21 protein-coding genes and 1 pseudogene are annotated in these 26,789 nt (G+C 62.0%); 14 read left to right on the top strand and 8 right to left on the bottom strand.

Features of this window, described 5'->3' with window-relative positions:
• A pseudogene (locus TRP66_RS23300) lies at positions 1-489 on the top strand (transposase); the annotation flags it as partial.
• Positions 490-568: 79 nt separating this feature from the next.
• Here the strand turns inward: TRP66_RS23300 and gloA are convergent.
• A complete protein-coding gene (gene gloA, locus TRP66_RS23295) occupies positions 569-1,090 on the bottom strand; it encodes a lactoylglutathione lyase (protein WP_333407908.1) in 522 nt (173 codons plus the stop codon).
• Positions 1,091-1,230: 140 nt separating this feature from the next.
• Between gloA and TRP66_RS23290 the strand changes: the two genes are divergently transcribed.
• Positions 1,231-1,782: a DUF4946 domain-containing protein gene (locus TRP66_RS23290; RefSeq protein WP_333407906.1), complete on the top strand. Its 552-nt coding sequence runs from the start codon at positions 1,231-1,233 to the stop codon at positions 1,780-1,782.
• A 426-nt stretch (positions 1,783-2,208) separates the two neighbouring features.
• Here the strand turns inward: TRP66_RS23290 and TRP66_RS23285 are convergent, their stop codons facing one another.
• The 5 genes from TRP66_RS23285 to mexE form a co-directional block, all read right to left on the bottom strand.
• Positions 2,209-2,571, bottom strand: a complete 363-nt coding sequence (locus TRP66_RS23285) for a histone-like nucleoid-structuring protein, MvaT/MvaU family (protein WP_333407903.1) — start codon at positions 2,569-2,571, stop codon at positions 2,209-2,211.
• Between the two features lie 361 nt (positions 2,572-2,932).
• Positions 2,933-4,030 carry a tetratricopeptide repeat protein gene (locus TRP66_RS23280; RefSeq protein ID WP_333407901.1) on the bottom strand — a complete coding sequence of 366 codons (1,098 nt, stop codon included), beginning with the start codon at positions 4,028-4,030 and terminating at the stop codon, positions 2,933-2,935.
• A 148-nt stretch (positions 4,031-4,178) separates the two neighbouring features.
• Entirely contained in the window at positions 4,179-5,594 is a 1,416-nt protein-coding gene (locus TRP66_RS23275) for a TolC family protein (RefSeq protein ID WP_333407900.1), read from the bottom strand.
• Positions 5,594-8,785 carry an efflux RND transporter permease subunit gene (locus tag TRP66_RS23270; RefSeq protein ID WP_333407898.1) on the bottom strand — a complete coding sequence of 1,064 codons (3,192 nt, stop codon included), beginning with the start codon at positions 8,783-8,785 and terminating at the stop codon, positions 5,594-5,596. The genes TRP66_RS23275 and TRP66_RS23270 overlap by 1 nt, the downstream gene beginning before the upstream one ends.
• Positions 8,786-8,797: 12 nt before the next feature.
• The gene (gene mexE / locus TRP66_RS23265) at positions 8,798-10,039 is read right to left on the bottom strand and encodes a multidrug efflux RND transporter periplasmic adaptor subunit MexE (RefSeq protein ID WP_333407896.1); all 1,242 of its coding nucleotides are present in this window, start codon (positions 10,037-10,039) and stop codon (positions 8,798-8,800) included.
• Between the two features lie 489 nt (positions 10,040-10,528).
• On the opposite strand from mexE, the gene TRP66_RS23260 reads away from it, so the two are divergent.
• Both TRP66_RS23260 and TRP66_RS23255 read left to right on the top strand, forming a co-directional pair.
• The gene (locus TRP66_RS23260; protein ID WP_333407893.1) at positions 10,529-10,846 is read left to right on the top strand and encodes a helix-turn-helix domain-containing protein; all 318 of its coding nucleotides are present in this window, start codon (positions 10,529-10,531) and stop codon (positions 10,844-10,846) included.
• Complete coding sequence (locus TRP66_RS23255; RefSeq protein WP_333407891.1) at positions 10,839-12,119, top strand: type II toxin-antitoxin system HipA family toxin; 1,281 nt, start codon at positions 10,839-10,841, stop codon at positions 12,117-12,119. The genes TRP66_RS23260 and TRP66_RS23255 overlap by 8 nt, the downstream gene beginning before the upstream one ends.
• 17 nt (positions 12,120-12,136) lie before the next feature.
• On the opposite strand, the gene TRP66_RS23250 is transcribed toward TRP66_RS23255, so the two are convergent.
• Entirely contained in the window at positions 12,137-13,051 is a 915-nt protein-coding gene (locus TRP66_RS23250; protein WP_333407889.1) for a LysR family transcriptional regulator, read from the bottom strand.
• A gap of 329 nt (positions 13,052-13,380) precedes the next feature.
• Here TRP66_RS23250 and TRP66_RS23245 point away from each other — a divergent pair, with 329 nt between their 5' ends.
• From TRP66_RS23245 to pgm, 4 genes are all read left to right on the top strand, one after another.
• Positions 13,381-14,409 carry a zinc-dependent alcohol dehydrogenase family protein gene (locus TRP66_RS23245; protein WP_333407887.1) on the top strand — a complete coding sequence of 343 codons (1,029 nt, stop codon included), beginning with the start codon at positions 13,381-13,383 and terminating at the stop codon, positions 14,407-14,409.
• A 518-nt stretch (positions 14,410-14,927) separates the two neighbouring features.
• Positions 14,928-16,427 carry a hypothetical protein gene (locus TRP66_RS23240; RefSeq protein ID WP_333407885.1) on the top strand — a complete coding sequence of 500 codons (1,500 nt, stop codon included), beginning with the start codon at positions 14,928-14,930 and terminating at the stop codon, positions 16,425-16,427.
• A 334-nt stretch (positions 16,428-16,761) separates the two neighbouring features.
• Positions 16,762-19,038, top strand: coding sequence for an ATP-dependent DNA helicase (locus TRP66_RS23235; RefSeq protein ID WP_333407910.1), 2,277 nt, complete (start codon positions 16,762-16,764; stop codon positions 19,036-19,038).
• 129 nt (positions 19,039-19,167) lie between these two features.
• Positions 19,168-20,814: a phosphoglucomutase (alpha-D-glucose-1,6-bisphosphate-dependent) gene (gene pgm, locus TRP66_RS23230; protein WP_333407883.1), complete on the top strand. Its 1,647-nt coding sequence runs from the start codon at positions 19,168-19,170 to the stop codon at positions 20,812-20,814.
• Between the two features lie 99 nt (positions 20,815-20,913).
• Here pgm and TRP66_RS23225 read toward each other — a convergent pair whose 3' ends face one another.
• The gene (locus tag TRP66_RS23225; protein ID WP_333407881.1) at positions 20,914-21,816 is read right to left on the bottom strand and encodes a LysR substrate-binding domain-containing protein; all 903 of its coding nucleotides are present in this window, start codon (positions 21,814-21,816) and stop codon (positions 20,914-20,916) included.
• Between the two features lie 240 nt (positions 21,817-22,056).
• Here TRP66_RS23225 and TRP66_RS23220 point away from each other — a divergent pair, with 240 nt between their 5' ends.
• The 6 genes from TRP66_RS23220 to TRP66_RS23195 all read left to right on the top strand — a co-directional run.
• On the top strand, positions 22,057-22,899 hold the full coding sequence (locus TRP66_RS23220; protein ID WP_333407879.1) for a transporter substrate-binding domain-containing protein: 843 nt from the start codon (positions 22,057-22,059) through the stop codon (positions 22,897-22,899).
• 13 nt (positions 22,900-22,912) lie between these two features.
• Positions 22,913-23,575 (top strand): amino acid ABC transporter permease, encoded by a 663-nt coding sequence (locus TRP66_RS23215; RefSeq protein ID WP_333407877.1) that lies wholly within the window; start codon positions 22,913-22,915, stop codon positions 23,573-23,575.
• 7 nt (positions 23,576-23,582) lie between these two features.
• Positions 23,583-24,302 carry an amino acid ABC transporter permease gene (locus TRP66_RS23210; protein WP_333407875.1) on the top strand — a complete coding sequence of 240 codons (720 nt, stop codon included), beginning with the start codon at positions 23,583-23,585 and terminating at the stop codon, positions 24,300-24,302.
• Positions 24,272-25,774 (top strand): argininosuccinate lyase, encoded by a 1,503-nt coding sequence (argH, locus tag TRP66_RS23205; RefSeq protein WP_333407873.1) that lies wholly within the window; start codon positions 24,272-24,274, stop codon positions 25,772-25,774. Before TRP66_RS23210 ends, argH begins: the two co-directional genes overlap by 31 nt.
• A complete protein-coding gene (locus TRP66_RS23200) occupies positions 25,771-26,526 on the top strand; it encodes an amino acid ABC transporter ATP-binding protein (RefSeq protein ID WP_333407871.1) in 756 nt (251 codons plus the stop codon). The genes argH and TRP66_RS23200 overlap by 4 nt, the downstream gene beginning before the upstream one ends.
• A 16-nt stretch (positions 26,527-26,542) precedes the next feature.
• Positions 26,543-26,789: ATP-binding cassette domain-containing protein (locus TRP66_RS23195; RefSeq protein WP_333407869.1), on the top strand; the 247-nt coding region annotated here is incomplete at its 3' end.

Raw genomic sequence — 26,789 nt, 5'->3', positions numbered from 1 at the left:
CAACGTGTCTTATGTGGTGGAAAGCTATCGCGTGCTGGATGACCAATTCAAAGAGATGATCAAAGCGGTCGACAGGCGTATTGACGAACAAGCTCGCCGGGTCGACTGCGAATTGCTGGAACGGTTGTGCGCCATAAAAGGCGTTGGCCCGGTCACGATTGCCAGCCTGTTCTGCTACCTGCCTGAACTGGGCGATCTGAGTCGCGGACAGATCGCTGCACTGGCAGGTGTGGCCCCGTATAACAACGACAGCGGCGCTAAGAACGGGAAGCGCCACATCTACGGTGGGCGGGCGAAACTGCGTCGTGCGGCGTACATGTGCGCGTTGGTGATGGTACGCCATAATGCCGACTTCAAAGCGCGCTATACGCGCTGCTCGCGAACGGCAAGTGTGCAAAGGTGGCCTTGGTGGCGTGCATGCGGGTGCTGTTGATACGCCTGAACGCCATGGCGCGGGATGGAACCCCGTGGAGGGATCAGCCGGTATGACGACGCCTGGATGAGGCGGGCTGCGCCCGCTCATCGGAGAGAGTCGAAAGACAGTTGGCTCCTACAGCTTGAAGCGCGCTTACAGCGGCGCCGGCTGAATGATTTCTACCCAGTAGCCATCCGGGTCCTTGATGAACGCCAGGCTGTTCATGCGGCCGTCGGACAGGCGCTTTTGAAAGGTCACGCCCAGTTTCTCGAAACGTTCGCAGGCCGCCTGGACGTCGGGCACGGAAACGCAGATATGACCGAAGCCGCGCGGATCGCTGTTGCCGTCATGGTAGGAGAACGCCGAGTCCTTTTCGGTGCCGTGGTTGTGGGTCAGCTCGAGAATGCCCGGGATCGACTTCATCCACAGCGTGCGGGCCGCGTCGTCTTCCGGGATCTGTGCCTTGTCGACCAGTGCCAGAAAGTAGAGGCTGAATTCGGCTTCAGGGAAGTCACGCTTCTCCACCAGGCTGAACCCCAGAACACGGGTGTAGAAGTCCAGGGAAGCGGTGGCGTCCTTGACGCGCAGCATCGTGTGGTTGAACACGAATTGTTGGGTTGCAGCCTCCGGCTCGGCAGTGACGCCCGGGAATGTGTTGAGTGCTTGCAAGCTCATGTTTCTCTCCAACTGAGTGTTCGAATATGTCCAAATGATACGGAACCTGGCTTCAGGTGCCAAACGTCTGCACGGGTTTATCCCTTGCCCGGGCCCGTCCGCGGCCTCAGACTCTGCAATCCGTTCTCCAGCCCAGGGCCATGACAGCAATGCGTTCGACAGCCTTCCTGCCAGGTGTGTGCCTCCTGCTCGCGGTCTTCCACGTCAGTGCAGCCGAACCGCGGATCACCTGGCCGCCAGGCTGGCAGATAGAAGCGCTGCCGACGACGTCCGACCCGCAAGAGCGGGGCCTGCAGGTCAGACAACGTGCGGTGAAGAACGATCAGGCCGGTAACCAGATCATGGTCATGGAACTCACCCAGACGCCACTGGCCGTCGGGCACCAGGTCAACGTACAGGGCGTGCTGCTGGAGATGCGCAAGGCGGTGCAGGTCAATTTCGCTCGCAGCGGACTACAGAGCGCCTGCACGCACGTCAAGGAAACTCAACTGGGGCGAGTCGCAGCGCTCGAGACCACCTGTACGGTCACGCAGAACGGCGTGCATGTGCTGAGCCAGACCCTGGTCGCGGCGGCGGGCACGGGTATGGCATGGTCGCTGTCGTACGCCGGGTCCGCGCAGGCCTATGCGGCCAGTCGAGAGGAAGTGCTGCGGATTCGGCAATCGCTTGAGCTTGAAGATGCAGCACCTTGACGCACAAAGGGTTTTTCGCAGGCAAAAAGAAGCCCGCCGAAGCGGGCATTGGGGCGCTATTCCTTTAGCGGTCTTCATCATCTAAGAATTGATGTGAAAAATGTGTGAAGCTCTGAGACGTCCGTCGGGCTGATCCGGAACGGTCTGTCGGTATATTAGGAAATTTCCCGCATTAAACAAAATTCACTTGTATTGCCTCCGTTACGCTTCGGGGATCTTTCAGTTCGTAACGCACAAGTGCGGCGCCGGCAATAACATGGATGCGATGAAAGTTTATTGACGTCAGTATTCCAACGGGCAGGGTCCGGGGCCGGGTTATATACTGAGGCGTTACCTGCGCTCCATGCGACGAGGGAATAGGGGCATCGAATATTCCGTCGGGCATAAAAAAGCCCTGCAAGTGCAGGGCTGAGTTTTCGATATTGATCAGGCGCGCAGCCAGGAATCGACAGTGTCTACGCCATACTGTTCTTTCCAGGCTTTCAGGCCGCGATGGTTGCCGCCCTTGGTCTCGATCAGCTCGCCGGTGTGAGGATTCTGATACACCTTCACCACACGGGCACGACGGCGCTTCGGACCGGCCGGCGCGATAAGGCTGGCGCTGCTGGCAGGATCGAGGATCGCGATGATGTCGCGCAGGCTCTTGCCATAGCTGCCCATCAGGTCCTGGAGCTTCTGTTCGAATTCGATTTCCTTCTTCAGGCCCGCATCGTTCTTCAACGTTTCCAGCTGAGCCAGCTGTTCCTGAAGGGCTTTTTCTGCTGCGCGAAACTCGGCAAGTCTGGACAAATAACATACTCCGACAGTGAAGTGGCCGTGCCCGGCCCAATTGAGCGACACGCCAGCCATTAGCGCTGGTTTGTCCGCTCGTTGATTGCTACCCAACCCCAGCGATGTCGATGATGAAACTTAGCGTTCCAGCCAGTACCGCGGTGGATAATGAGTCTTTATATTCAGTAGCGCGCAAATGATGCACGTTTTTTTCGCGCGAGAAAACTGTCTGGATGAAATTGATAGTTGAAAGTACTGTTCCGATCACTACTTTGTGCGGTGCTTTGTCTTATCTGATGAAGGAGCTTGTAAGTTATTTCCGAAATCGAGTATCCGGCGGGATAATTCGCCCCGTGCCAAAGGGCGGTGCGCAACCGCATCAGAGCCCTTGCTGAAACGCAGGGTCGTCCGGGTTCTGTTGTTCCAGCTCGGCGAGCAGCACCTGGACGTTCTGCAATTGCCCCGCCTGCTTCCAGTACTCGATCAGCAGGACCCGCGCGCTTCGGTTCGCCGGGTCATCCTGGAGAATCTGCGCGAGCTGTTTCTGCGCGGGTTCGAGTTGATCGAGCGCATGCAGGGCTACTGCCAGGTCATAGCGATAACCGCCGTTGCGCGGTTCCAGTTCCACGGCCTTGGCGAGACTGAGCAGGGCGTACTCGGCCTGATCGTGTCGCAACAGCCAGTCACCCAAGGCGTGCTGCAGAGGCGCGGAATCCGGGTTGCGCTCAAGTAGCCGGGCGAACAGCTCGCGCGCCTGATCACCCTGGCCCTGGCGATCCAGTAGTTCGATCCGGGCGAGTGCCACTTCGAGATTGTCCGGTTCGGCGGCGATGGCGCGCTGCAGGGCATCCAGCGCGCGGCCGCTGTCGCCACTCTGTTCGTAGCAACGCGCAAGCTTCAGCTGATTCTGCGCGGTGCCCGGTTGTGTCACCAGGAATGCCTTGAGCGCATCCACGCTGTGCTGCTGCGCCGCGAAATACAGCCCGAGCTCATCGGGCGACAATGTCATGAGGGTCATGGCCGCGCTGAACCGGACCGCCTGTGACGCATCTTCGAGCAGCGGTCCCAGCACCTTGGCGAGCTGATCCCGGGCGACCAGCCTGCCGGACGCCTGAATCGCAGCTTCGCGTACCGCGGGCGAATCGTGACGCAACTGAACATCGAGCAGCTTCAGCGCCTGGGGACTGGGGTAGTTGCGCAGTTCGGCGAGCAAGGCGATGCGCCTGGCATCGGACAGGTCGGTACGTGTCAGTTGCTGGTACAGCACCCGAGCGGCGCCGGGTTTACCGTTGCGCGCCAGTTCCAGCGTCTGGCTATAGCTCTGACTCGGTTTCGCCGGGGCGGGGGGTTGCTGATCTTGCCACGACCAGACCAGCAGACCGAGCATGATCAGCAACGCCGCGACTGCCAGAACGATCTGGTTGCGGCGGCGCGGGGAGTATGAAGGCGAGGCGCCCTTTGACGACAATCGGGGCATGGCACAATCCGGTCCTTGATAGCGTGCAGCTTCGGTGCAGAGACCGCTCGCTGTCAAACGCTGATCCTGACTCGCCGCCGTTACAAAAAGAAAAACCCGCAGCTTTCAAGAGTGCGGGTTTTTCTGACCAGTATGCGATGCCGCTGAGCTAGCGCTGCGCGACGTCGGTCGCCTGTGGCTGCCAGCCACCACCCAGCGCTTTGTAGATGGCGACGATGCCGCGATACAGGTCGATTTCGGCCTGGGCCTGGCTATCTTCGGCGGCCAGGCGTTCGCGTTCGGCATCCAGCAGGACCAGGAAGTCCGCCGTGCCTTCACGGTACTGCACCGAGGCCAGTCGGGCTGCCGCGCGGCTGGCTTCGCTCTGGCGCATCAGCGACGCCAGGCGTTGCTGGCGCTTGTCGTAGTCGCTGAATGCGTTTTCCGATTCTTCCAGCGCCAGCAACACCTGCTGCTCATAGTTGGCCAGCGCGCCTTCCGCATCGGCGTCCGCGGCACGGATCTGCGCCCTTACGCTGCCCAGGTCGAAAGCGGCCCAGGTGATGCTCGGACCTAGCGCCCATGCTCGGGCGGCGGAAGAACCAAGCTGTGAGCCTCGGCCGCTGGTGTAGCCCAGAAAACCACTGAGGCTCACGCGTGGGAACAGGTCGGCCGTCGCCACACCGATTCGCGCGGTGGCCGCCGCGAGCTGACGTTCGGCGGCGCGCACGTCAGGCCGGTTACGCAGGACCTGGGTCGGATCGCCGATCGGCAGCGCCTTGGTGATCGCCGGCAGCTCGCCCGGGCTGAGATCGACACTGAGGCTTTCCGGACGCTCGCCCAACAGGGTAGCGATCCGGTTGCGTTGCCGGACCTGTTCGGCCTGGAGTTGCGGCAGGCTGGCTTCGACCGCGGCAAGCCGCGCATCGGCCCGCACCACGTCCAGTTCGTTGCCGACGCCCGCATCGCGCAATTGAGTCGTTACGCCTTTGGAGTTCTGCTGGTTTTTCAGATTGTCCCGGGCAATGGCTTCGCGCAACTGAGCGCCGCGCAACTGACCGTAGGCATCGACCACTTCGGCGATCAGCGTGACTTGCAGGTTGTACAGGTCGGCTTCGGCCGCCTCCTGGTCCGCGTCGCTGGCTTCGAGCTGGCGCTGAATGCGTCCGAACAGATCCAGTTCCCAGGCCATGTCCAGGCCCAGGTCGTAACGCTCGGCGTTCACCCGCCGATCAGTGAGGCCGGGCTGCTGGGCCTTGCCCAATTCGCTGCTGGCCCGGCCGGTCACCACCGGCATCGCGTCGTTGCTCACGTCGTCTCGAATCGCCCGTGCCGACTTCAGTCGCGCGAAGGCGACGCGCAGATCGCGGTTGCCTTCCAGCGAGCGGGTGACCAGCTTGTCCAGCGCGGGATCGGCGAACTGGTGCCACCACAAGGCATCGAGCCGGCTGCGATCGTAGTTTCCGTGGCTGGCCGCGCCGAGCGCGGCCGGCGCGGTCTGCGGCGCCTTGTAGTCCGGGCCGACCGCACATGCGGCCAGCGCCATGACCAGCAGGCCGGGAACGAAGAGTTTCAAAGCGCTCATCAATGCATCTCCGCGGACAGCGTGTTCAGTTTCTGCGCCCGGGCGGCCTTGCGGGCTTCCCGGCGCTCGACGAAGTTACGAATCAGGACATAGAACACTGGCGTCAGCAGCAGACCGAAGAAGGTCACGCCGAGCATGCCCGAGAACACTGCAACACCCATCGCATGGCGCATTTCGGCACCGGCGCCACTGGAAATCACCAGCGGGACCACGCCCATGATGAACGCGAAGGACGTCATCAGGATCGGGCGCAGACGCAAGCGGCAGGCTTCCAGTACCGCATCGAGCGGGTTCATGCCTTCGAGCTGTTTGTCCTTGGCGAACTCGACGATCAAGATCGCGTTCTTGCACGCCAGACCCACCAGGACGATCAGGCCGATCTGGGTGAAGATGTTGTTGTCGCTCCCGGCGATGATGACCCCGGCAATGGCCGAAAGCAGTGTCATAGGTACGATCAGGATCACCGCCAGTGGCAGGCTCCAGCTTTCGTACTGCGCGGCCAGCACCAGGAAGGCCAGCAGGACGCACAGCGGGAACACGAACAGCGCGGTGTTGCCGGACAGGATCTGCTGGTAGGTCAGGTCGGTCCACTCGAAGGTCATGCCATTGGGCAGTTCTTCGTTGAGCAGTTTTTCCACCGCCGCCTGGGCCTGGCCTGAGCTGTAGCCCGGCGCCGCCGCGCCGTTGATTTCGGCGGTGATGAAGCCGTTGTAGTGCATCACCCGGTCCGGACCCGCGGTATCGCTGACCTTGACGAAGGTCGCCAGCGGGATCATTTCGCCCAGATTGTTGCGCACCTTGAGCTGCCCGATCTGGTCGGCGTCCTGGCGGAACTGCTGTTCAGCCTGCACGTTGACCTGATAAGTACGGCCGAAGCGGTTGAAGTCGTTGGCGTACAGCGAGCCCAGGTAGACCTGCAAGGTGTCGAAGATGTCGCTGATCGCCACGCCATGGGTCTTGGCCTTTTCGCGGTCGATGGCGGCATCCACCTGCGGTACGTTCACGGTATAGCTGGTGAACAGACCGGCCAGTTCAGGCACGCTGCGACTTTTGGCGATGATGTTCTGGGTTTCCTTGTACAGCTCGTCGTAACCCAGGTTGCCGCGGTCCTCGATCTGCAGGCGGAAACCGCCGATGGTGCCCAGGCCCTGAACCGGTGGCGGCGGGAAGATCGCCATGTAGGCTTCCTGGATCGACGCGAACTGGCCGTTAAGCGCGCCGGCAATGGCGTTGGCCGACTGGCTCGGGTCCTTGCGCTGGTCGAACGGCTTGAGCGACACGAACACCACGCCGTTGTTGGGGCTGTTGGTGAAGCCGTTGATCGACAGGCCAGGGAAGGCGATAGCGTTTTCCACGCCCGGCTGCTTGAGCGCCAGATCCGACATGCGCTTGATCACGTCTTCGGTGCGGTCCAGGCTCGCGGCGTCAGGTAACTGAGCGAACGCCACCAGATACTGTTTGTCCTGGCTGGGCACGAAGCCGGTCGGCGTGCTGGAGAAACCCATCCAGGTCAGGACCATCAGCCCGGCATAGACCAGCAGGGCGATACCGCTGCTGCGGATCACGCGCGCCACGGTACCGACGTAGCCGTGACTGGCTTTTTCGAAAAAGCGGTTGAACGGACGGAACAGCCAGCCACCGAGCAGACGATCCAGGAAGCGCGAGAAACGGTCCTTGGGCGCGTCGTGACCTTTGAGCAGTACCGCCGCCAGCGCCGGCGACAGGGTCAGCGAGTTGAACGCCGAGATCACCGTGGAAATGGCAATGGTCAGTGCGAACTGCTTGTAAAACTGGCCGGTGAGGCCGGAGATGAACGCGGCCGGTACGAACACCGCGCACAGCACCAGCGCCGTGGCAATGATCGGCCCCGTCACTTCGCCCATGGCTTTGTGGGTGGCGGCCACCGGATCGAGTCCCAGCTCGATGTTACGCTCGACGTTCTCCACCACCACGATGGCGTCGTCGACCACGATCCCGATCGCCAGCACCAGCCCGAACAGCGACAGGGCGTTGAGCGAGAAGCCGAACATGTGCATCACGGCGAAGGTACCGATCAGCGACACCGGAACTGCCACCAGCGGGATGATCGAGGCACGCCAGGTCTGCAGGAACAGAATCACCACCAGCACGACCAGCACCAGCGCTTCGAACAGCGTATGAATCACCGCCTCGATGGAGCCGCGCACGAAGATGGTCGGGTCATAGACGATGCTGTAGTCCATGCCTTCGGGGAAGTCTTTCTTGAGTTCGGCCATCTTGGCCCGCACATCGTTGGAAATGTCGATGGCGTTGGAGCCGGGGCGCTGGAAGATCGGGATCGCCACCGCCGGCTTGTTGTTGAGCAGCGAGCGAAGGGCGTACTGGTTCGAGCCCAGCTCGACTCGCGCGACATCCTTGAGGCGGGTGATTTCGCCGTTCGCGCCGGCGCGGATCACCACGTTCTCGAACTCTTCCTCGCTGACCAGACGGCCCTGGGTATTGATCGACATCTGGAAGCTGGTTGCATTCGGCGAGGGCGGCGCGCCCAGCTGGCCGGCGGCAACCTGGCGGTTCTGCTCGCGGATGGCGTTGACTACGTCGGTCGCGGTCAGGTTGCGCGAAGCGGTCTTGTTCGGATCGAGCCATACGCGCAACGAGTAATCGCCCATGCCGAACAACTGCACATCGCCCACGCCGCCGAGACGAGCGAGTTCATCCTTGATGTTGAGCACCGCATAGTTGGACAGGTACAGCATGTCGTAACGGTCATCGGGGGAGGTCAAGTGCACGACCATGGTCAGGTCGGGCGATGCCTTGTCCACGGTGATGCCGATGCGCGTCACTTCCTCGGGAAGCTTGGGCTCGGTACGCGTCACGCGGTTCTGCACCTGCACCTGGGCGTTGTCCAGGTCGGTTCCCAGCGCAAAGGTGATGGTCAGGGTCAGCTTGCCGTCGGCCGTGGCCTGGGACGACATGTACAGCATGTTCTCGACGCCGGTGATCGCCTGTTCCAGAGGCGATGCGACGGTTTCACCGATCACCTTGGGGTTGGCGCCGGGGAAGTTGGCGCGCACCACCACAGTCGGTGGCACGACTTCCGGGTATTCACTGATCGGCAGCTGGAACAGCGAGATCGCACCGGCGATCAACACCAACAGCGACAGCACCGCCGCGAAGATCGGCCGTGAAACGAAGAATCTGGAGAAGTTCATCGGACAAGTCCCTTAGCCGCGAGGCGCATTGGCGCTGGCGAGTTTGACGTCCGCTTTGGGCGTCGCTTTTGGCGGATTGCTGGCTTCGAGGGCCTGGCGTTGTTTGAGCAGCAGGGCGAGGGTGTCGGCGCTGGCCATCTGGGTAACTTCAGGGTCCACCGGTTGACCGGGGCGCACACGCTGCAGGCCCTTGACCACGATGGTGTCGTCCTTGCCCAGACCGCTGCGCACGATGCGCAGGCCTTCGATCTTCGGCCCCAGCTCGACGGCGCGGTAGGCCGGCTTGTTGTCCTTGTCCATGACCAGTACGTATTTCTTGCCCAGGTCGGTGCCCACCGCTTCATCGCTGATCAGCACTGCCGAGTAGGTGCCGCTGCCCACCAGCTTGAGCCTTGCGTACAGACCCGGCGTGAAACTGCCGTCGGTGTTGTCGAACACGGCCCGACCGCGGATGGTGCCGGTGCGCGGGTTGACCTGGTTGTCGACGAAGTTCATCTGGCCCAGATGCGGGTTGCCGGTCTCGGTGGACAGACCCAGATAGACCGGGGTGGTCTGACCACGCTGGCCCTTGCGCGCCAGATCCGTGTACTTGAGGAAGACGCGCTCGTCGGCGTCGAAGTAGGCGTAGACCTTGTCGGTGGAGACCACGCTGGTCAGTGGCGTGACATCGGCGGTCACAATGTTGCCTGCGGTGATTTCCGCGCGGCTGACACGGCCGCTGATCGGCGCGGTCACCCGGGTGAAGCTGAGGTTCAAGCGGGCCAGATCCAGTTGCGCCTGGATCGCTGCAACGCCGGCCTTGGCTTCCTGAGCGGCGGTCGCGCGCGAATCGGCCAGCTCCGCGGAAATCGCGTTGTTGGTTCGCAGCCGCTCGCCGCGTTCGGCTTCGTTCTGGCTGCGCGAAGCCACGGCGCGGGCCTGCTGAAGCTGGGCTTCGAGACGACGCACTTCGGACTGGAACGGACGCGGATCGATCTGAAACAACAGATCGCCTTTCTTGACCAGCGAGCCATCGGTGAAGGCTACCTGGTCGATTTGCCCGGACACACGAGGACGCACCTCGACCGTTTCCGGCGCTTCAAGACGACCTGTGACCTCGTCCCATTCGTTGACGGGCTGCTCCAGGACCTTGGCGATGCTGACCTTGGCGGCCGCCGGAGCGGTCGTGGCCTCAGGCGCACGCCCGCAGGCGCTTATCACGATCAAGGCCAGGGCGGTGAGGGGATAGCGCAGATGGGAGAATGACTGAGACATTGGGAAACCCGCCAATTGTTGGAATGGGCGGATTCTGGTGCCGGGGCCTTACTATTAACGAATCGAATAAACCGAAGGTCAATATCATCCGGATTGATGTAAATTTTTTCATGAAGGGCGTTATGCCACTAAGCTGCGGCGTTGCTCTGGAAAGGCTCTGCACCAAGCTATCCGGACCTCCGGGATGGTCTTGGCGAGAAAGGCGTGAAAGGTGTTGCAGACGGCAGGCCCGGCCAAGAAGCTTCAGGGTGTTTCTTTCTTTGCTGCAAAGCTGAATAAGCCTGGACGCTGGCAGGTGCTAACCCACCGAATCGCGCAAACAGCCTGGGTTCTCCGTATTCAACCCAACGGTTAATTCCAGTAACTTGTGGCTTATGTGCATATTTCTGTCATAAGACACAAGATATAGGATTTATACTGGTTGAGCGGGTAAGATGTCTGCTTCCTCATTTCATGAATCATCGTCACCAAACGGGCTGGGCGCGCATTATGTTGGATCTGAGCTTCAGCAAGCCGAACGAGGTCGTCAAGCGCCTCTGCGACCGCTTGCGCATAGAGCGCATGGCGCTGGGAATGACACAGTCCGAACTGGCCGGGCGCGCTGGCATCGGCGTTAACACCGTGTCGAACCTCGAAGCGGGACGCAATGTCGGTTTCGAGAACCTGGTCCGTGTGGCAATGGCGCTTGGCCGCGCCGCTGAACTCGAAAGCCTGTTCCTGCCCAGACTGGAAAGCATCGACGATGTTCGACGCTATGAAAGCAGCGCAAGACGTCTTCGTATCAAGAGGAAGTCCGACAATGCCTGAGCAGGTGAATGTCTTCTATGAGGGCTGGGGTGAGCGATGGCTGTGGGGCACGCTGGTCTCTACAACGGCACTTACCGGGCGCCCGTTGATTGTGTTCGAGTACAGCAATGAAGCCAGACAGAAACGCCTGGAACTGTCTTCCTACAGGCTGCCGTTGAAGGGAACCCAGTTGCGTCGGGATTTTCCGGGGCATCAGCTTTACTTGCCCGGGCCTGTTTACGATGCGTTGCCAGATGGGTGGGGCATGTTGCTGATGGACCGGATGTTCAGGTTGCGCGGACTCTCCACGGCCCGGATTGGCCCACTGGAACGGCTGACCTACATAGGTGACCATGCGATGGGTGCCATGACCTTCGAACCCGTGGCGCCCGAAGGGCAGAACTCTGAAGTCCACATTCCACTGGAAAAGCTTGCGGCCGAAGTACGGGAAGTACTGCACGGAGACGGCGGCGGATTTCTGCAGACTTTGCTGCAGGTGGGCGGCTCGCCCCAAGGTGCAAGACCCAAGGCTCTCGTCTATCGCGACCCCGAAACCGGCGGGTTTACCACAGCAGTGACGCCAGGCTTCGAAGCCTGGTTGGTCAAGTTCCCGGCCAGGGAAGAGCATGCAGAGGTATGCGCTATCGAAATGGTCTATGCCGAATGCCTGCGCCTGTGCGATATCGAGACCCCTGACACGCAATACTTCAGTCTGCCCGACGGACAGGCAGCGTTCGCCAGCAAACGGTTCGACCGTCAGGATGGTCTGCGCATCCCCATGCAAAGCCTCGCGGCATTTACCGGCGCAAACTACCAGTCACCGGGTGTGCTGGACTACGTCAACTTCCTGCGGGCAACACTGATGTGTACCAACGACGTGCGAGAGATGGCGCTGGCCTTTGAACGTGCTGTGTTCAACGTTGCCTTCAACAACAGAGACGATCATCCGAAAAACTTCGCCTACATCATGTCGCGGGACGGTCAATGGAGACTGTCGCCGGCTTACGACGTGACCTTCTGCGAAGGCTCCGGTGGCTATCACCAGATGGATGTGATGGGAGAAGCCCTGTCGATTTCCCGCACGCAAATGCTTCGTCTCGCGGAGGAAGCGGAGGTGCCGCCTGCCGCTGCAGCCAGAATAATCGACGGCATCTGTGAGGTGGCGAGCCGGTTTTCGACTATCGCCGAGGAGTTGTGCCCACAGCTGATTACTCAGGACACCTTGCGCATGATCCAGGAGTGTATTGATCAGAATGTGGGTTTGCTGAGCGAAGGTCGTATGAGCAGCGGTTGACGCCACCCACGACTTCTCTAGAGACTATCCGGATCCCCAAAAAACATCTGAATCCGCGACCGCAACCACCGCTCCCCCGGATCATTATCCTGCGCCCCGCGCCACGCCATGTGCAGTTCGAAGGTTCGGGTTTCCAGCGGCAGGTCTTCGGCGCGCACGCCGCCGGCGGCGGTCAGCACTTGCGCGGCGTAGTCGGGGACGGTAGCGACGATGTCGGTGCCGGTCAGCAGGGTCGCCAACCCGTTGAACTGCGGCACGGCCAGTACCACGTGGCGCTTGCGATCCATCTCCTGCAAGTACTCGTCGATGAAGCCGCTCAGGTCGCCGGCGAAAGACACCAGCGCGTGGGGGCGGGCGCAGAAGTCGTCGAGTGACATGCGGCCGGGAATCGAATCGGCGCGCAGCAACTGAGGCTTGCTGCGGCGCAAGACCTTGCGCTTGGCGTTGGCCGGCAGGTCTTGCGTGTAGCTCACGCCAACCGAGATTTCACCGGATGCCAGCAGCGCCGGCATCAGGATGTAGTTGACCCGACGGATCACCAGCACGATGCCTGGCGCTTCCGAGCGCAGCCGCTTGAGCAGGGTGGGCAGCAAGGCGAACTCGACGTCGTCGGAAAGGCCGATGCGGAACACGGCGGTGCTGGTCGCCGGATCGAATTCCGAGGCGCGGCTGACCGCGGTGGAGATCGAGTCCAGCGCCGGCGACAGCAGGCCGAAGATTTCCGCGGCCCGAGCGGTGGGTTCCATGCTGCGCCCGGTGCGCACGAACAGCGGGTCGTCGAACAGGCCACGCAGACGTGACAGCGCCGCACTGATCGCTGGCTGTCCGAGGAACAGTTTCTCCGCGGCGCGGGTGACACTGCGCTCATGCATCAGGGTCTCGAAAACGATGAGCAGATTGAGGTCAACGCGACGCAGGTCGTTGCGGTTCATACTGAGGGTCCCGGCCATGGGTCATGGGTGTGCGTAAGCAGGTTGCGATAGTACGAGCAAATGGCCGCGCCGCGCACCGAAAAATTCCTGCGCATCGTACGAAAAGGCTGCACTGGCGAACAGCGGCGCGCTGGCGGTTGCAATGTCCGGCGCACATGCGAACAATGGCGGCCGATCGCACATCGGCTCCACCGCGTGGTCTGACCCGTTATGCAGCCTGTACATGACAATCGATGGCAGGCATGTCGACTATTAATAGCCACTGATAGAGTTGCCGGCTTCGCCCGGATAGAGTTCATGGCATCAAGGTTTCCAAGGCGAGGTTCTCAATGTCCCGCATGATCCGTTTTCACCAGTTCGGCCCGGCCGAAGTGCTCAAGATCGAAGAGCACCCCGTCGCGTCGCCTGCTCCCGGCGAGGTGCAGGTGCGTGTGCAGGCCATCGGCATCAGCTGGTATGACGTACTCTGGCGGCAAAATCTTGCACCGACCCATGCGCGTCTTCCGGCGGGTCTGGGCTACGAGATGGCAGGCGTGGTCACGGCGCTGGGCAGCGGCGTGGACGACCTGTCGATCGGCGACCGCGTGGCGAGCTTTCCCGCCGCCGATGCCAATCAGCATCCGGCGTACGGCGAAGTCGTTGTCATGCCGCGCACCGCGCTGACCCGTTATCCGGAGCTGCTGACGCCGGTGGAGGCCAGTGTCCACTACACGCCTTATCTGGTCGCCTACTTCGCCTACGTGGACTTGGCGCGTATCAAGCCTGGTCAGAGCGTGCTGGTGACCGACGCCAGTCATTGCGCAGGTCCCAACTTCGTCCAGTTGGGCAAGGCGCTCGGAGCGCGGGTGATCGCCGCGACCAAGACCGAGGATGCCCGGGAGTATCTGCTGTCGCTGGGAGCCGACAAGGTCGTGGTCACCGAAGAGCAGGACCTGTTGATGGCGGTGAGCAAGTTCACTGAAGGACGCGGCGTGGATGCCGTGTTCGATGGGCTTGGCGGGCCGCAGATGTCGATCATGGGCGATGTATTGGCGCCGCGCGGCAGTCTGGTGCTCTATGGCCTGCAGGGCGGCAACCAGACGCCGTTTCCGGCGTGCGCGGCCTTCCAGAAGAACATCCAGTTCTATGTGCACTGCCTGAGCAACTTCACCGGCAAGCCGGAACTCGCCATCGTTCAGGATGCCGAGGCACTGCAGCGGGCGCTGCGCGAGATCAACCAATTGACCGCCGACCGGGTGCTCAAGCCGTTGCTGACCCGCACCTTCACCTTTGAGCAGGTCGTGCAGGCTCACCGTTATATGGATAACTGCCCGATTGGCGGTCGCGCGGTGCTGGAACTGGAACCGGTCCAGGAATAATCGTTCGCGCGTCTGGAAGCCTTCCTCGATGGAAGGCTTTTTTATGGGCGGATGAATAATCGAAAATTGTTTCGAAATCAATTTGTCGGCGCGCCTGCATGTTTAATCAGATGATTAACCCTGTTTAAAATGGCTGACAGATACTTTGTACTGATATGGATATATCTTACTTGAGTCATTGAGCAGCGGTACGTGGTCGGTATTGCCGGGATAACAGGGAAACGCCCGGCAGGCCTGCTATGGAGGGGCTTCGCGCCATTCCAAGAACCCGCTTGCGTACATGTAGCAGAATGAATTACGGCTGAACGTCGTGTTTGCGGTTTCATGAACGGGTTGGCAAAAGTTGGACTGCAACTTGCGGATCTGTTCATTGTAATTGTCGACGGGATGCCGATAATAAAGCTGTAAATATTACTCAGGGAATGAGTCATGCTCGATTATGAATCCGGCTGTCAGCTCGATGATGAGAACTGCTCCTGTGTGTATTCGCCTGTCTGGTCAGGGGCGGGTAGGCAACGATGAGCACTATTCATGAGCAGGCGATGAACTACGTGTACCAGCAGGTGCTGCAGCGCTTGCTGGGTTATTTCACCCGCGCCGAGCGCACCGCGTTGCAGTTGCTGATCCAGCGGCTGATTGTCGCGGCGGGCGGCATCGAGCAAGTGTCCAGCTTCAAGGCGCTGGTGGCCTTCGGCGGCGGCAAGGACAGCGCCTATACGCTGGCTTTCATGCGGGCCGCCCAGTTGAGCATCGCCTGCCGCGCGCCAGGTACGTTCCACCTGCGTGTCGCCACGATGCGCCATGCCGGCATCACTCCGGCGGTCATGGACAATATCCACCGCTGCTACGCCGCGCTGTTTCTGTATGACGATCCACGTGTCGAAATGCTGGTGATCGACAATCAGTACACCCAGCCGTTCGAGCCGGACCTGCCGTTCTCCAGCGCCGGTCGCGAACAGAACCGCTCGGACATGCTCATCGCCGGTCATCTGTCGGGGGGCGACAGTCGCAGCACCTTTTGTCATAGCTGCTACCTGAACCTGGGCGACTTCGTGACCCGCGCCGCGGCTGCGGGCGGCGGCGTGGATGCACTGGTCAGCGGCGATTCGCGTCGCGAGCAGAAACGTTACGGCGGCTGGCTGGCGCGGCTGGCGCAGACCAGCGGGCAGGGCGGCGGACCCTGGGCTACCCAGAGCCTGGGTGCTGCCCTGCGTCTGATCGAGGGCCTTGGTCAGGCACGGAATCAGGAACTGTATGGCAGCGACCCGCAGGAGCAGGCTCAACGCCCGTTGCCGTCCGGCGGCAAGGCTGCCGCGCCCGCCCTGATCCCCATTGCCGATCTGGTCAGCTGCAGAGTCGAGGAGCACTGGAATCTGCTGACCGAGTTTCTCGGTTTTCGCTTCGACGAGCTGGCGTTCAGCTTCAGCGAATCCGATTGCGCCAACCCCTTGCTGATGGCGCACCTGCGTGGGTTGAGAGCTCAACATGTTCAGCAGCGCCGGTACGCGGACGGTATCGCCGAGTATTTGCAACTGGCAAAGCTGCTGATGCGCCGCAAACAGATGCCACAGCGGCTGATCGATCAGGCAATGGCCGCCTGGCAAGGAGACGAGCGCATCGAGGCACGGCGTCAGTTGGCGGCGGGTTTTGCTCAGGAAGGATATGGCTTGGGCGAACCGCAACTGGTCTGCATGCTCATGTCGCCCTTTGTCGATGAAGGGCGTGATCTGGAGCCGTTCCTGCGGCGCTGCCATCCGGGCATGCTGGTCGCGCTGCCGGATCTGCACAGGGCGCTGCAAGGCGGCGGAGCGCCGGAGCAGGTGCTGCAATGGCTGACCGATATCAGCGGACTGAGTCTTGAGGGCGTGCAGAGTCTCTACCGCAAGGCGCGGGTGGACTTTGCCGATGAGCGTTCGATCATTGCCCGGATTCGCGCCGCGGATCCGGACAAGGCGCGAATCCGTACCCTTGATCCTCAGAGCGGACAGCCCATCGTTGAGGTGATGTCGGGGCGCTGACCCTTAGAGGGTGTTGACGAAATGGCTGCGCTCGGCAATACGGCGTTGAAATCGGTCTCAAAATGCTCATTTGCTGTATGTAAACTCCGCTTTTTCGACCGATTTCGCCTTGTCTTGCCTTCGCTCGCCTATTTTGTAAACACCCTCTTAGCAGCCCGTCTGGCGGCCGTCTCAGGGCGGCCGTCGATCCAAATATATTTGCCAGCCTGCGCCTGGCCTGATATCTGTACGCCCATCCAGTGCCTCACCCTCATGGCTATTCCGCGCAGTGACTTCTCCCGTATCCGCAATTGCCGAATCGACGCCGCCTGCCGAGGGTGTCGACGAAAGCGCCTTGGCGCCCGACCGCTACGTCGTCGCCGTGCGGGCACTGTGTGAATTCACGGCCAAGACCGGCGACCTCGACCTGCGTTTCACGCCGTCACCCACGGCTCAGGAGGGCATTGCCGGGCACCGCATCGTGGCCTCGCGCCGCGGCCAGGGCTACCGCAGCGAGGTTTCGCTGAGCGGGGACTACCGCAACCTGACGGTACGCGGCCGGGCGGACGGCTACGACGCCACCTGCAACCGGCTCGAAGAAGTGAAGACCTATCGAGGCGATTTCGAGGCCATTCCCGACAACCACCGGCAGCTGCACTGGGCTCAGGCGAAAGTGTACGGCTGGTTGTTGTGTCAACAGGCGCAGCTGAGCGAAATCACCCTGGCCCTGGTGTATTTCAATATCGTTACCGAGCGCGAGACCGTGTTGCACGAGCGTTTCAGCGCCGAGGCGCTGGGCGAGTTCTTTGACCGGCAGTGCGCGGTGTTCCTCGACTGGGCCGAGCAAGAGCTGCGCCATCGCCGCGAGCTGGACGAAGGCCTCTCGCGGCTGGCGTTTCCTCACCCTGCATTTCGAACCGGTCAGCGCCCCCTGGCCGAAGCGGTCTACAAGGCGGCCAGCACTGGCCGTTGCCTGATGGCTCAGGCCCCAACCGGCATCGGCAAGACCATCGGCACGCTGTTTCCGCTGCTCAAGGCCCGACCCGGACAGAAACTGGACAAGATCTTCTTTCTGACCGCCAAGACGCCAGGGCGCAAGCTTGCCCTGGATGCACTCTCGGTAATCGGCGACAGCGCGCCGGACCTGCGCCTGCGGGTGCTGGAGCTGGTTGCCCGGGACAAAGCCTGCGAACATCTCGATAAAGCCTGCCATGGCGATTCCTGCCCGCTGGCGAAAGGCTTTTACGAGCGCTTGCCGGCGGCGCGCCTGGCTGCGGTGCAGCGTTCGAAACTGGGCCAGGCGCAGGTCCGGGAGATTGCCCTGGCGCACGGTATCTGTCCGTATTACCTGGGCCAGGAGCTGGCACGCTGGTCCGATGTGGTCATCGGCGACTACAACTATTATTTCGACCTCAGCGCCTTGCTGTTCGGCCTCTCGCAGCTCAATCAGTGGCGCGTGGCGGTGCTGGTGGACGAGGCGCACAACATGGTCGAGCGCGCCCGGCACATGTACAGCGCAAGCATCGATCAATACCGGCTCAACGAGCTTCGTCAAACCGCCCCGGAGATTCTGAAGCAACCCTTGCAGCGCCTGAGCCGGCAGTGGAATGCGCTGCACAAGGAGCAGGTCGCGCCGTACCAGGCCTACAGTCAGGTCCCGGCAAAATTCGTCGAGCATCTCAACCTGTGCGTGACCGCCCTGGGAGACTATTTCAACGAGCAGCCGCATGGAGGCGATGGAGGTCTGCAGAACTTCTGGTTCGACGCCATCGGTTTCGTGCGGATCGCCGAGCTGTTCGATGAGCAGTTCATTTTCGACATTGCCAAGCGCGAGGCCGGGCGAGGGCGCAGCGTCTCGCGCCTGACGCTGCGCAATGTGGTGCCGGCAGGTTTCATCCAGCCCCGGCTCAAGGCGGCGCGCACCACGGTGCTGTTCTCCGCCACGCTCAATCCTCGGCAGTACTATGCGGATCTATTGGGCCTGCCGACCGATACGGCCTGGATCGATGTCGAGTCGCCGTTTCATCATGAGCAACTGGACGTGCGCATCGTGAGCCGGGTGTCGACCCGCTTCAATCACCGGCAGGCATCGCTGGCGCCCATCGTGGCCTTGATGGCTGATGCGTTCAAGCAGCGGCCCGGCAATTACCTGGCGTTTTTCAGCAGCTTCGACTATCTGCAACAGGTCGTCGAACTGATGCAACGCGAACACCCCGATATCGCGCTGTGGCAGCAGGCGCGGGGAATGAGCGAAGGCGAGCGCCAGGCATTCCTCGATCGCTTTACGCCAGACAATCAGGGCATCGGTTTCGCAGTGCTGGGCGGCGCGTTTGGCGAAGGCATCGATTTGCCCGGCGCACGGCTGATCGGCGCGTTCATCGCCACCCTTGGCCTGCCACAGCTCAACCCGGTCAACGAGCAGTTCAAGCAGCGCATGGCCGGCCTGTTCGGTGCGGGCTACGATTACACCTATCTGTTTCCGGGCCTGCAGAAGGTTGTCCAGGCAGCTGGCCGGGTGATTCGCAGCCAGACCGACCGCGGCGTGGTCATGCTGATCGACGATCGCTTTGCGGACCGCAAGGTACAGCAACTGCTCCCGCAGTGGTGGCGTCCCGTTCAATCAGAGACTTAGGGATCGATAGCCGAGCAGGACTGTCGAATCGCCAGTAAACTGCCACGCACTCGTTCGACCGGCGCCGTGCTTCGTCCCTCGGCTCGGCTTTTTTTCTTTTTCGCAGTCCGTTTTCTCCATGGAGGTTGTATGAGTCTCAGTCCACTCGCCGGCAAGCTGGCACCCGCACAGTTGCTGGTCGATATCCCGCGTCTGGTCACGGCTTACTATACGGGCCAGCCTGACGCCTCGGTCGCCACCCAGCGCGTGGCGTTCGGTACGTCCGGCCACCGTGGCACGTCCACCGAGCTGAGCTTCAACGAATGGCACGTCCTGGCAATCAGCCAGGCCATCTGTCTGTATCGCCAGAGCAAGGGCATCGACGGTCCGCTGTTCCTGGGCGCCGATACCCACGCATTGTCCACGCCCGCTGCGGCGACCGCGCTCGAAGTGCTGGCGGCCAATGGCGTTCAGGTGATGATCTCCGAAGGCGACGAGTACACCCCGACGCCTGCCGTGTCCCATGCCATCATCTGCTACAACCGCGGCCGCACCTCCGGGCTGGCTGACGGCATTGTCATTACCCCGTCCCATAACCCGCCGCAGAGTGGTGGCTTCAAGTACAACCCTCCCAACGGCGGCCCGGCGGACAGCGACGTCACCAAGTGGATCGAGACCAAGGCCAATGAGCTGTTGGCCGAGAAGGTCCTGGGCGTTTCGCGCATCAGCCATGAAAAGGCCCTGCGTGCCGACACCACTCACCGCCATGACTACGTCAATACCTATGTCGCCGACCTCAAGAGCGTTATCGATCTGGACGCCATTCGCGGGGCCGGCCTGCGTCTGGGCGTCGATCCGCTGGGCGGCGCGGGCGTGCGCTACTGGGAGGCGATCGGCGAGCACTACGGCCTCAACCTGGACGTGGTCAACCCGTTCGTCGACGCGACATTCCGCTTCATGAGCGTCGACTGGGACGGTCAGATCCGCATGGACCCATCCTCCAGCCACGCGATGCAAAGCCTGATCGGCCTCAAGGATCGCTACCAGGTGGCGTTTGCCTGTGACCCCGACCACGACCGGCACGGGATCGTGACGCCGACAGGCGGCCTGATGACGCCCAACAGCTACCTGGCGGTGTCGATCGACTATCTGTTCCAGAACCGTCCCGAATGGCGCGCCGATGCGGCCGTGGGCAAGACCGTGGTCAGCAGCGGCATGATCGACCGCGTGACTGCGCGTCTGGGCCGTCGCCTGTACGAAGTGCCCGTGGGCTTCAAATACTTCGCCGACGGTCTGTTCGACGGCTCGCTGGGCTTTGGCGGCGAGGAAAGCGCTGGCGCCTCCTTCCTGCGTCGCGACGGCTCGGTCTGGACCACCGACAAGGACGGCTTGATTCCGGCATTGCTGGCAGCCGAAATCACTGCGCGCAAAGATCGCGATCCGAGCGAAATCTACCGCGCGCTGACTGCCGAATTGGGCGAACCTTTCTCCACACGCGTCGACGCCAAGGCCAACCCGCAGCAGAAGGCTCTGCTGAGCAAGCTGTCGCCCGAGCAGGTCACCTCTACCGAACTGGCCGGCGAGCCGATCCAGAACGTGTTGAGCAAGGCGCCTGGCAATGACCAGTCGTTCGGTGGCGTGAAAGTCATGACCGAAAACGGCTGGTTCGCCGCTCGGCCGTCGGGCACCGAGGACATCTACAAGATCTACGCCGAAAGCTTCATCGGCGAAGATCACCTCAAGCGTCTGGTGGCCGAGGCGCAGGTGCTGGTTGATGGCGCTATTGCGCCGAAGTAGCTGAAAGATCGGTATATCGCCAGCAAGACGGATCGCCGCCCGCTGGCTCCTACATGTTTCTGCGTAGGAGCCAGCTTGCTGGCGAGGCCGCCGCGCTGATCACTGCAATTGAACGGCCGCCTCGCCAAGCATCTCCTCGATCAACGCCGCAAAGCGCTGTGACAGCAGGCTCTGAGGCCGGTCCGCCGGCACCAGCAGGTAGGTCCAGAAACGGATCTGCGGTATGAAAGGTCGGGTTTCGATCCCGGTATGCCGATACTCGTGAGCCACCAGCGGGCTCACGATGCTCACGCCCAGCCCAAGCCCGACCAGCGCGCATACCGTTGCCGCGTGGTGGGTTTCCAGATTCAGTTTGCGATACGCCTTGTCGTCGGGAAACGCCCGGTCGATGCGCAGGCGCGAGCCGTCGTTCTGCGACAGGGAAATGAATTCCTCGCCCTTGAGATCCTCGGCCTGCACCGACTCGAGCCGGCTCAGCGCGTGGCCCTTGGGAAACACGCAGACGCCAGGCAGATCGCAGATGACCTTGCTGTCCACGCCCGGCATTTCTTCGCCCACATAGGACGCCAGGCCGATATCGCAGAATCGTGATGCCGCCCAGTGCGCGACCGTGGGCGAGTCATTGGTGTGAATCGAGATCGCCACATCGGGATTCTGCTGGCGAAAGCGCTGGATCACCCTGGGCAGGATGGTCAGCGTCAACGACGGCACTGCGCCGATGCGCAATCGGCCGGTCCCGCCACGCCGGATGTTGTGCGCCGACTGCTCCAGGCTGTGCAAGCCCACGAAGGCTCGCTCGACATCCTCGAACAACGCAGCGCCTTCATCGGTAGCCAACAGGCGTCCCGCGACACGCTCGAACAGCTTGAAACCGCTGCTGCGTTCCAGCTGCGCGATCAGCCGGCTGATGTTGGGTTGCGAGGTGTGCAGAGACTCCGCCTCAGCCGTCATGGAGCCGCTGAGCATTACCGCGCGGAAGGCTTCGACCTGTTTGAAATTCATAAAAGGCCATATCAAAACGGTATGGGAGACAGACGAATTGTCATTTGTTCGCATGGGAAACAGGCTTTATAACTGTTTCACATCGACGTCGCCGCACCAGACGGAACGCGATGCTATCGAGCATACGGCAGTCATAAGCATAAAAAAACGCCGCACCTTATCTCATTTCTGCCCTTGTATTTCATGGTGTCGTCCGGCGCGCAGCGTCTGGCGGTGCTGCTATGTAACCAGGAGGCAAGCATGTCGTTTTCGTTCAAATTCCTCGGCTCCGCGCTGGCTTTTTCATGCCTGGCCCTGACGACTGTCCAGGCCCGGGCGGCCGAGCTTCCCGCGGTTCCCGAGCAGATCAAGGAGGCCGGTCAACTGCGGGCCGGTGTCCGTTGCGACCAGCCGCCGTACGGCTTTCAGGATAATTCCGGACAGTTCGCGGGCGTCGAAGTAGAGATGGCCAAACAGGTCGCGCTGTGGGCGCTCGGTTCGAAGGACAAGGTGTCGTTCACCTGTGTCACCGCCGAGAACCGGGTGCCGCAACTGCTGGGGCGCAAGGTCGATTTCCTGATCGCGACCTTGGGTGTGACCCCGGAACGGCTGCGCGTCATCGACTTCAGCACGCCTTACCGCTGGGGCGCCAGCGACGTGGTGGTGAAGAAGGACAGCCCGGTGCAGAAGATCACCGACCTCAAGGGCAAGACCCTTGCCACGCTCAAGGGCTCGGTCCAGGCGAAGTGGTTCGAGGACCATATGCCCGAGGTCAAGACGTTGCGCATGAACAGCGCAGCCGACGCGCTGCAGACGTTCCGTCAGGGCCGCGCCGACGCCTATACCCACGATGCCGCGACCCTGGTGGTGGTTGCCGACAACGACAAGGACGCACGGCTGCTCAACGAGCCGTTCCAGATCTCCGATGCCGCCATCGGCGTGCGCAAGAACGAAGAACAGTGGCGCGACTACCTGAGCGCCGCGGTGGCGCGCATGCATGACGAGAAGCTGTTCCGTGGCTGGATCGAGCAGTTCGTGCCGCAGAACATCCAGAGCTACTACATCAGCGTCTTCGAGCAGGCAAAACCTGCCGAAGCTCTCTGATCGGGCATCGCTCATGGATTTCGACTTCAACTACCTGCTGGGCCAATGGCCCGCGTTGCTGGACGGCGTGTGGATGACGCTGCGGGTGACGGCGCTTGCCATTGCCTGCTCGTTGCTGATCGGCGTGCTGGGCGGCGCCGCCCGTGTCATGGAAGTGCCGGTACTGGCGCAATGCGTGGCGCTGTATGTGGAACTGATCCGCAACACGCCGATCCTGGTCCAGCTGTTCTTCATCTTTTACGGGCTGCCGGCAGTGGGGCTGGAGTTGTCGCTGTTCTGGTCGGGCGTGCTGTGTCTGTCGTTGTGGGCCGGGGCGTATCAGGTGGAGAACGTACGCGGCGGTCTGGCCACCGTAGAGCACGGCATGCGCGAAGCCAGCATGGCGCTGAGCCTCAAGCCCGGCCAGTATTTCCGTCTGGTCGCCTTGCCAATCGCTTTGCGCACCAGTCTGCCGGCGATGCTCAACACCGCGATCTCGCTGCTCAAGAACTCCTCCTACCTGCAGGCCATCGGTCTGGCCGAACTGACCTTCGTGGCGGTCGACCGCATCGCCACGGATTTCCGCGCCATCGAGATGTTCAGTGCGATCTGCGTGATCTACCTGGTGCTGGTAGGGATTCTGGCGCTGTTGACGGGCCGTCTCTCGGCTCATTTGCAACGACCTTTCCAGCAGTGAGGCAAGCATGAACTTTCTGATCGAAAACTGGGCGTTCGTCACCAAGGGTTTGTGGATGACCCTGCGCCTGGCGCTGGTGATCCTGTCGTTCACCACGCTGATCTCGACCGTGCTGGGAGTGCTGGCAACGGTCAAGAACCGCGTGCTGTGGTGGACGATTCATGCCTATGTCGAGCTGTTCCGCTCGATCCCGCTGATCGTCAACGTGTTCTTCATCTTCTTCGGCGCTCCGATGTTGGGTCTGGATTTGAGCCCGTTCGCTGCGGTGACCACCGGCCTGACCCTGTGGGGCAGCGCCAACGGTATCGAGATCGTCCGTGGCGGCCTGGAATCGGTGGCCCGCCACCAGTGGAAGAGCGCCTGGGCGCTGGGCCTGCGGCCATGGCAGATCTATCTGCATGTGATCGCGCCGCAGTCGATGCGCGCCATTCTTCCGGCCTATACCGGTCTGCTCACCATGCTGGTGCAGGCCACTTCGCTGGGCGCGCTGGTAGGCGTCAGCGAGTTTCTCAAGGTCGGCCAGATCATCATCGAGCGCGACACCGTCATGAGCGGCGTCAGCCCCGCGTTCACCGTCTACGGCTTGGTGCTGCTGGTGTACTTCGTAATCTGTTCGCTGCTGAGCTGGCTCAGCCGTTATCTCGAACGTCGTCTGGCTCGCCCGGTGACGCGTGCAACCATTGAAGAGGTTTCAACATGCAAGAATCCAAAGTCAGCCGGCGCCTGAAGGAAACTACCGCCCCGGAAGTCAACGAGTACATCTACCGTCCTCGGCTGCAAGGGTTCGCCGAAGGATTCGACACGCTGGGCAACATCAACAAGGCGCACATCGTCATGCTGGCCGAACAGGGCCTGATCGAGGACAAGCACGCGGCCGTGCTGGCCAGAGGCGTGCTGGACATGGAAGCGGCGGGACCCGGCGAGGTCGCCCTCGATCCTTCCCGCGAGGATGCGTATTTCAACTACGAAGCCCACCTGATCGGCCATATCGGCACCGACATAGGCGGCCGGCTGCATACCGGTCGCAGCCGCAACGACATTCTGGCGACGGTCGACCGCCTGCGTTGCCGGGAAGTGCTGATGGACCTGATCGACGAGCTGATCCAGGTCCGTCAGACCGCCATCGACAATGCCGAGTGCTACGCCGAGGTCGTCATGCCGGGCTATACCCACCTGCAACCGGCGCAACCGATCACCTACGGCTACTACCTATCGGCGGTGGAGCAAGCTTTGGAACGCGATTGCCGGCGTCTGACCCAGACACTGGAAGGCATGAACCAGAGCCCGATGGGCGCGGCCGCTTTCGCCGGCACGCCGTTCGACATAGACCGGGCGCGCACCGCCGAATTGCTGGGCTTCGACGGCTATCTGGACAACGCGCTGGACGCCGTCGGTTCACGGGATTTCATCATCGAAAGCCTCTCGCACCTGAGCCTGCTGTCGGTGTTCTGGAGCCGCGTGGCGCAGGACTATTTTGTCTGGAGTACCCACGAGTTCAACCTGATCGACTTTCCCGACAGCGTTGCCGCCACCTCCAGCATCATGCCGCAAAAGAAGAACCCGACGGTGCTCGAATACCTCAAGGGCCGCACCGGCCATATCGTCGGGTTGTTGATGGGGGCCAGCGTTACCATCAAGGGCACCAATTTCTCCCACACCGGCGATGCCAACCGCGAGGGCACCCGCGGATTCTGGGAGGCGGCAGAGGAGAGCCTGCGCTGCCTCAAGCTGCTGAATCTGGTGTTGCGCACCGCCAGGCCTAACGCCGAACTTGCCATCAAGCGCGCCGGGGAGGATTTCTCCACCGCGACGGGTCTCGCCGACCTGATCGTGCGCGAGGCCAACCTGTCGTTTCGCGAGGCCCATCATGTGGTCGGCGGCGCCGTGCGCATGGCCATGGACGCCGGACTTCCCGCGCACCGCATCGACACGGCCATGGTCGATGCCTGCGCCGTTGAACAATTGGGCCATGCCCTGAACCTGCCGGCAGACAAAGTCCGTGACTGCCTTGACCCGACCGCCAACGTGCAGGGTCGTACATCGGCTGGCGGGCCATCGCTCGCTTCCCTGCAACCCAGCCTGCTGCGCGCCGGGCAACGGCTAGCCGGCGAGCGCCAGGCCAGTCAGGCGCGTCGCGAACGTGTGGAGGCCGCCAACCAGCGGCTCCAGGCGCTGACCCGCGCCACGGCCGGCCTATGAGAACGCCTGCGAGCAAGACCCTGCTGACCGTGCGCGGTCTGCACAAGACGTTCGGTCAGCACCCGGTCATCAAGGGGGTGGACCTGGACGTGCGCGAAGGCGAAGTGGTGGTGATCATCGGTCCCAGCGGCTCAGGCAAATCCACTTTCATCCGCTGTCTCAACAGCCTCGAAGAGCCCTCGGCCGGCAGCGTGGTCATCGATGGCGGCGAGTCGGTCAAGGCCGGCGACCGAAAGGCGCTGGCGCGCTTGCGCGAAGAAGTGGGCATGGTGTTTCAGGACTACACGCTGTTCCCGCACATGAGCGTCATGGCCAACATGACGCTGGCGCCGGTCAAGCTCAAGCGCGCCACCCGTGCCGAAGCCGAAAGCAACGCACTGGCGCTGCTCGACCGGGTCGGCCTGCGGCACAAGGCCGATGGGTACCCGTCCGAGCTCTCCGGCGGTCAGCAGCAGCGGGTGGCGATCGTCCGCGCGCTGGCGATGAAGCCGCGGCTGTTGCTGTTCGACGAGCCGACTTCGGCGCTGGACCCGGAAACTGTCGGTGACGTACTGGCGGTCATGAAAGGCCTGGCGGCGGAGGGAATGACGATGATCGTGGTGACCCACGAGATGGGTTTCGCCCGGGAAGTCGCCGATCGGGTAGTGTTCTTCGACGGCGGCAAGATTGTCGAGATGGGGCCGCCGTCGCAGATATTCTCCGCGCCGCAACACAGCCGGACTCGTGAATTTCTGCAAAGCGTCCTGCACTGACGAGAGGAGCATCGCCATGAAACCAGCCAACGCCCAGGCCCTGGGCGCAGAAGGCATGATCCGCATGGAAGGCGTCCACAAGTGGTACGGCCAGTTCCACGTGCTCAAGGACATCAACCTGAACGTGCGCCAGGGCGAGCGTATCGTGCTGTGCGGTCCGTCCGGCTCGGGCAAGTCGACCACCATTCGCTGCCTGAACCGTCTGGAAGAACACCAGCAGGGCCGGATCATCGTCGACGGCACCGAACTGACCTCCGACCTGC

The organism is Pseudomonas sp. JDS28PS106 (assembly GCF_036706555.1).
Lineage (GTDB): Bacteria > Pseudomonadota > Gammaproteobacteria > Pseudomonadales > Pseudomonadaceae > Aquipseudomonas.
Note: the sequence above shows the minus strand (reverse complement) of the source record. Positions and strands in the feature narration are given on the sequence as shown.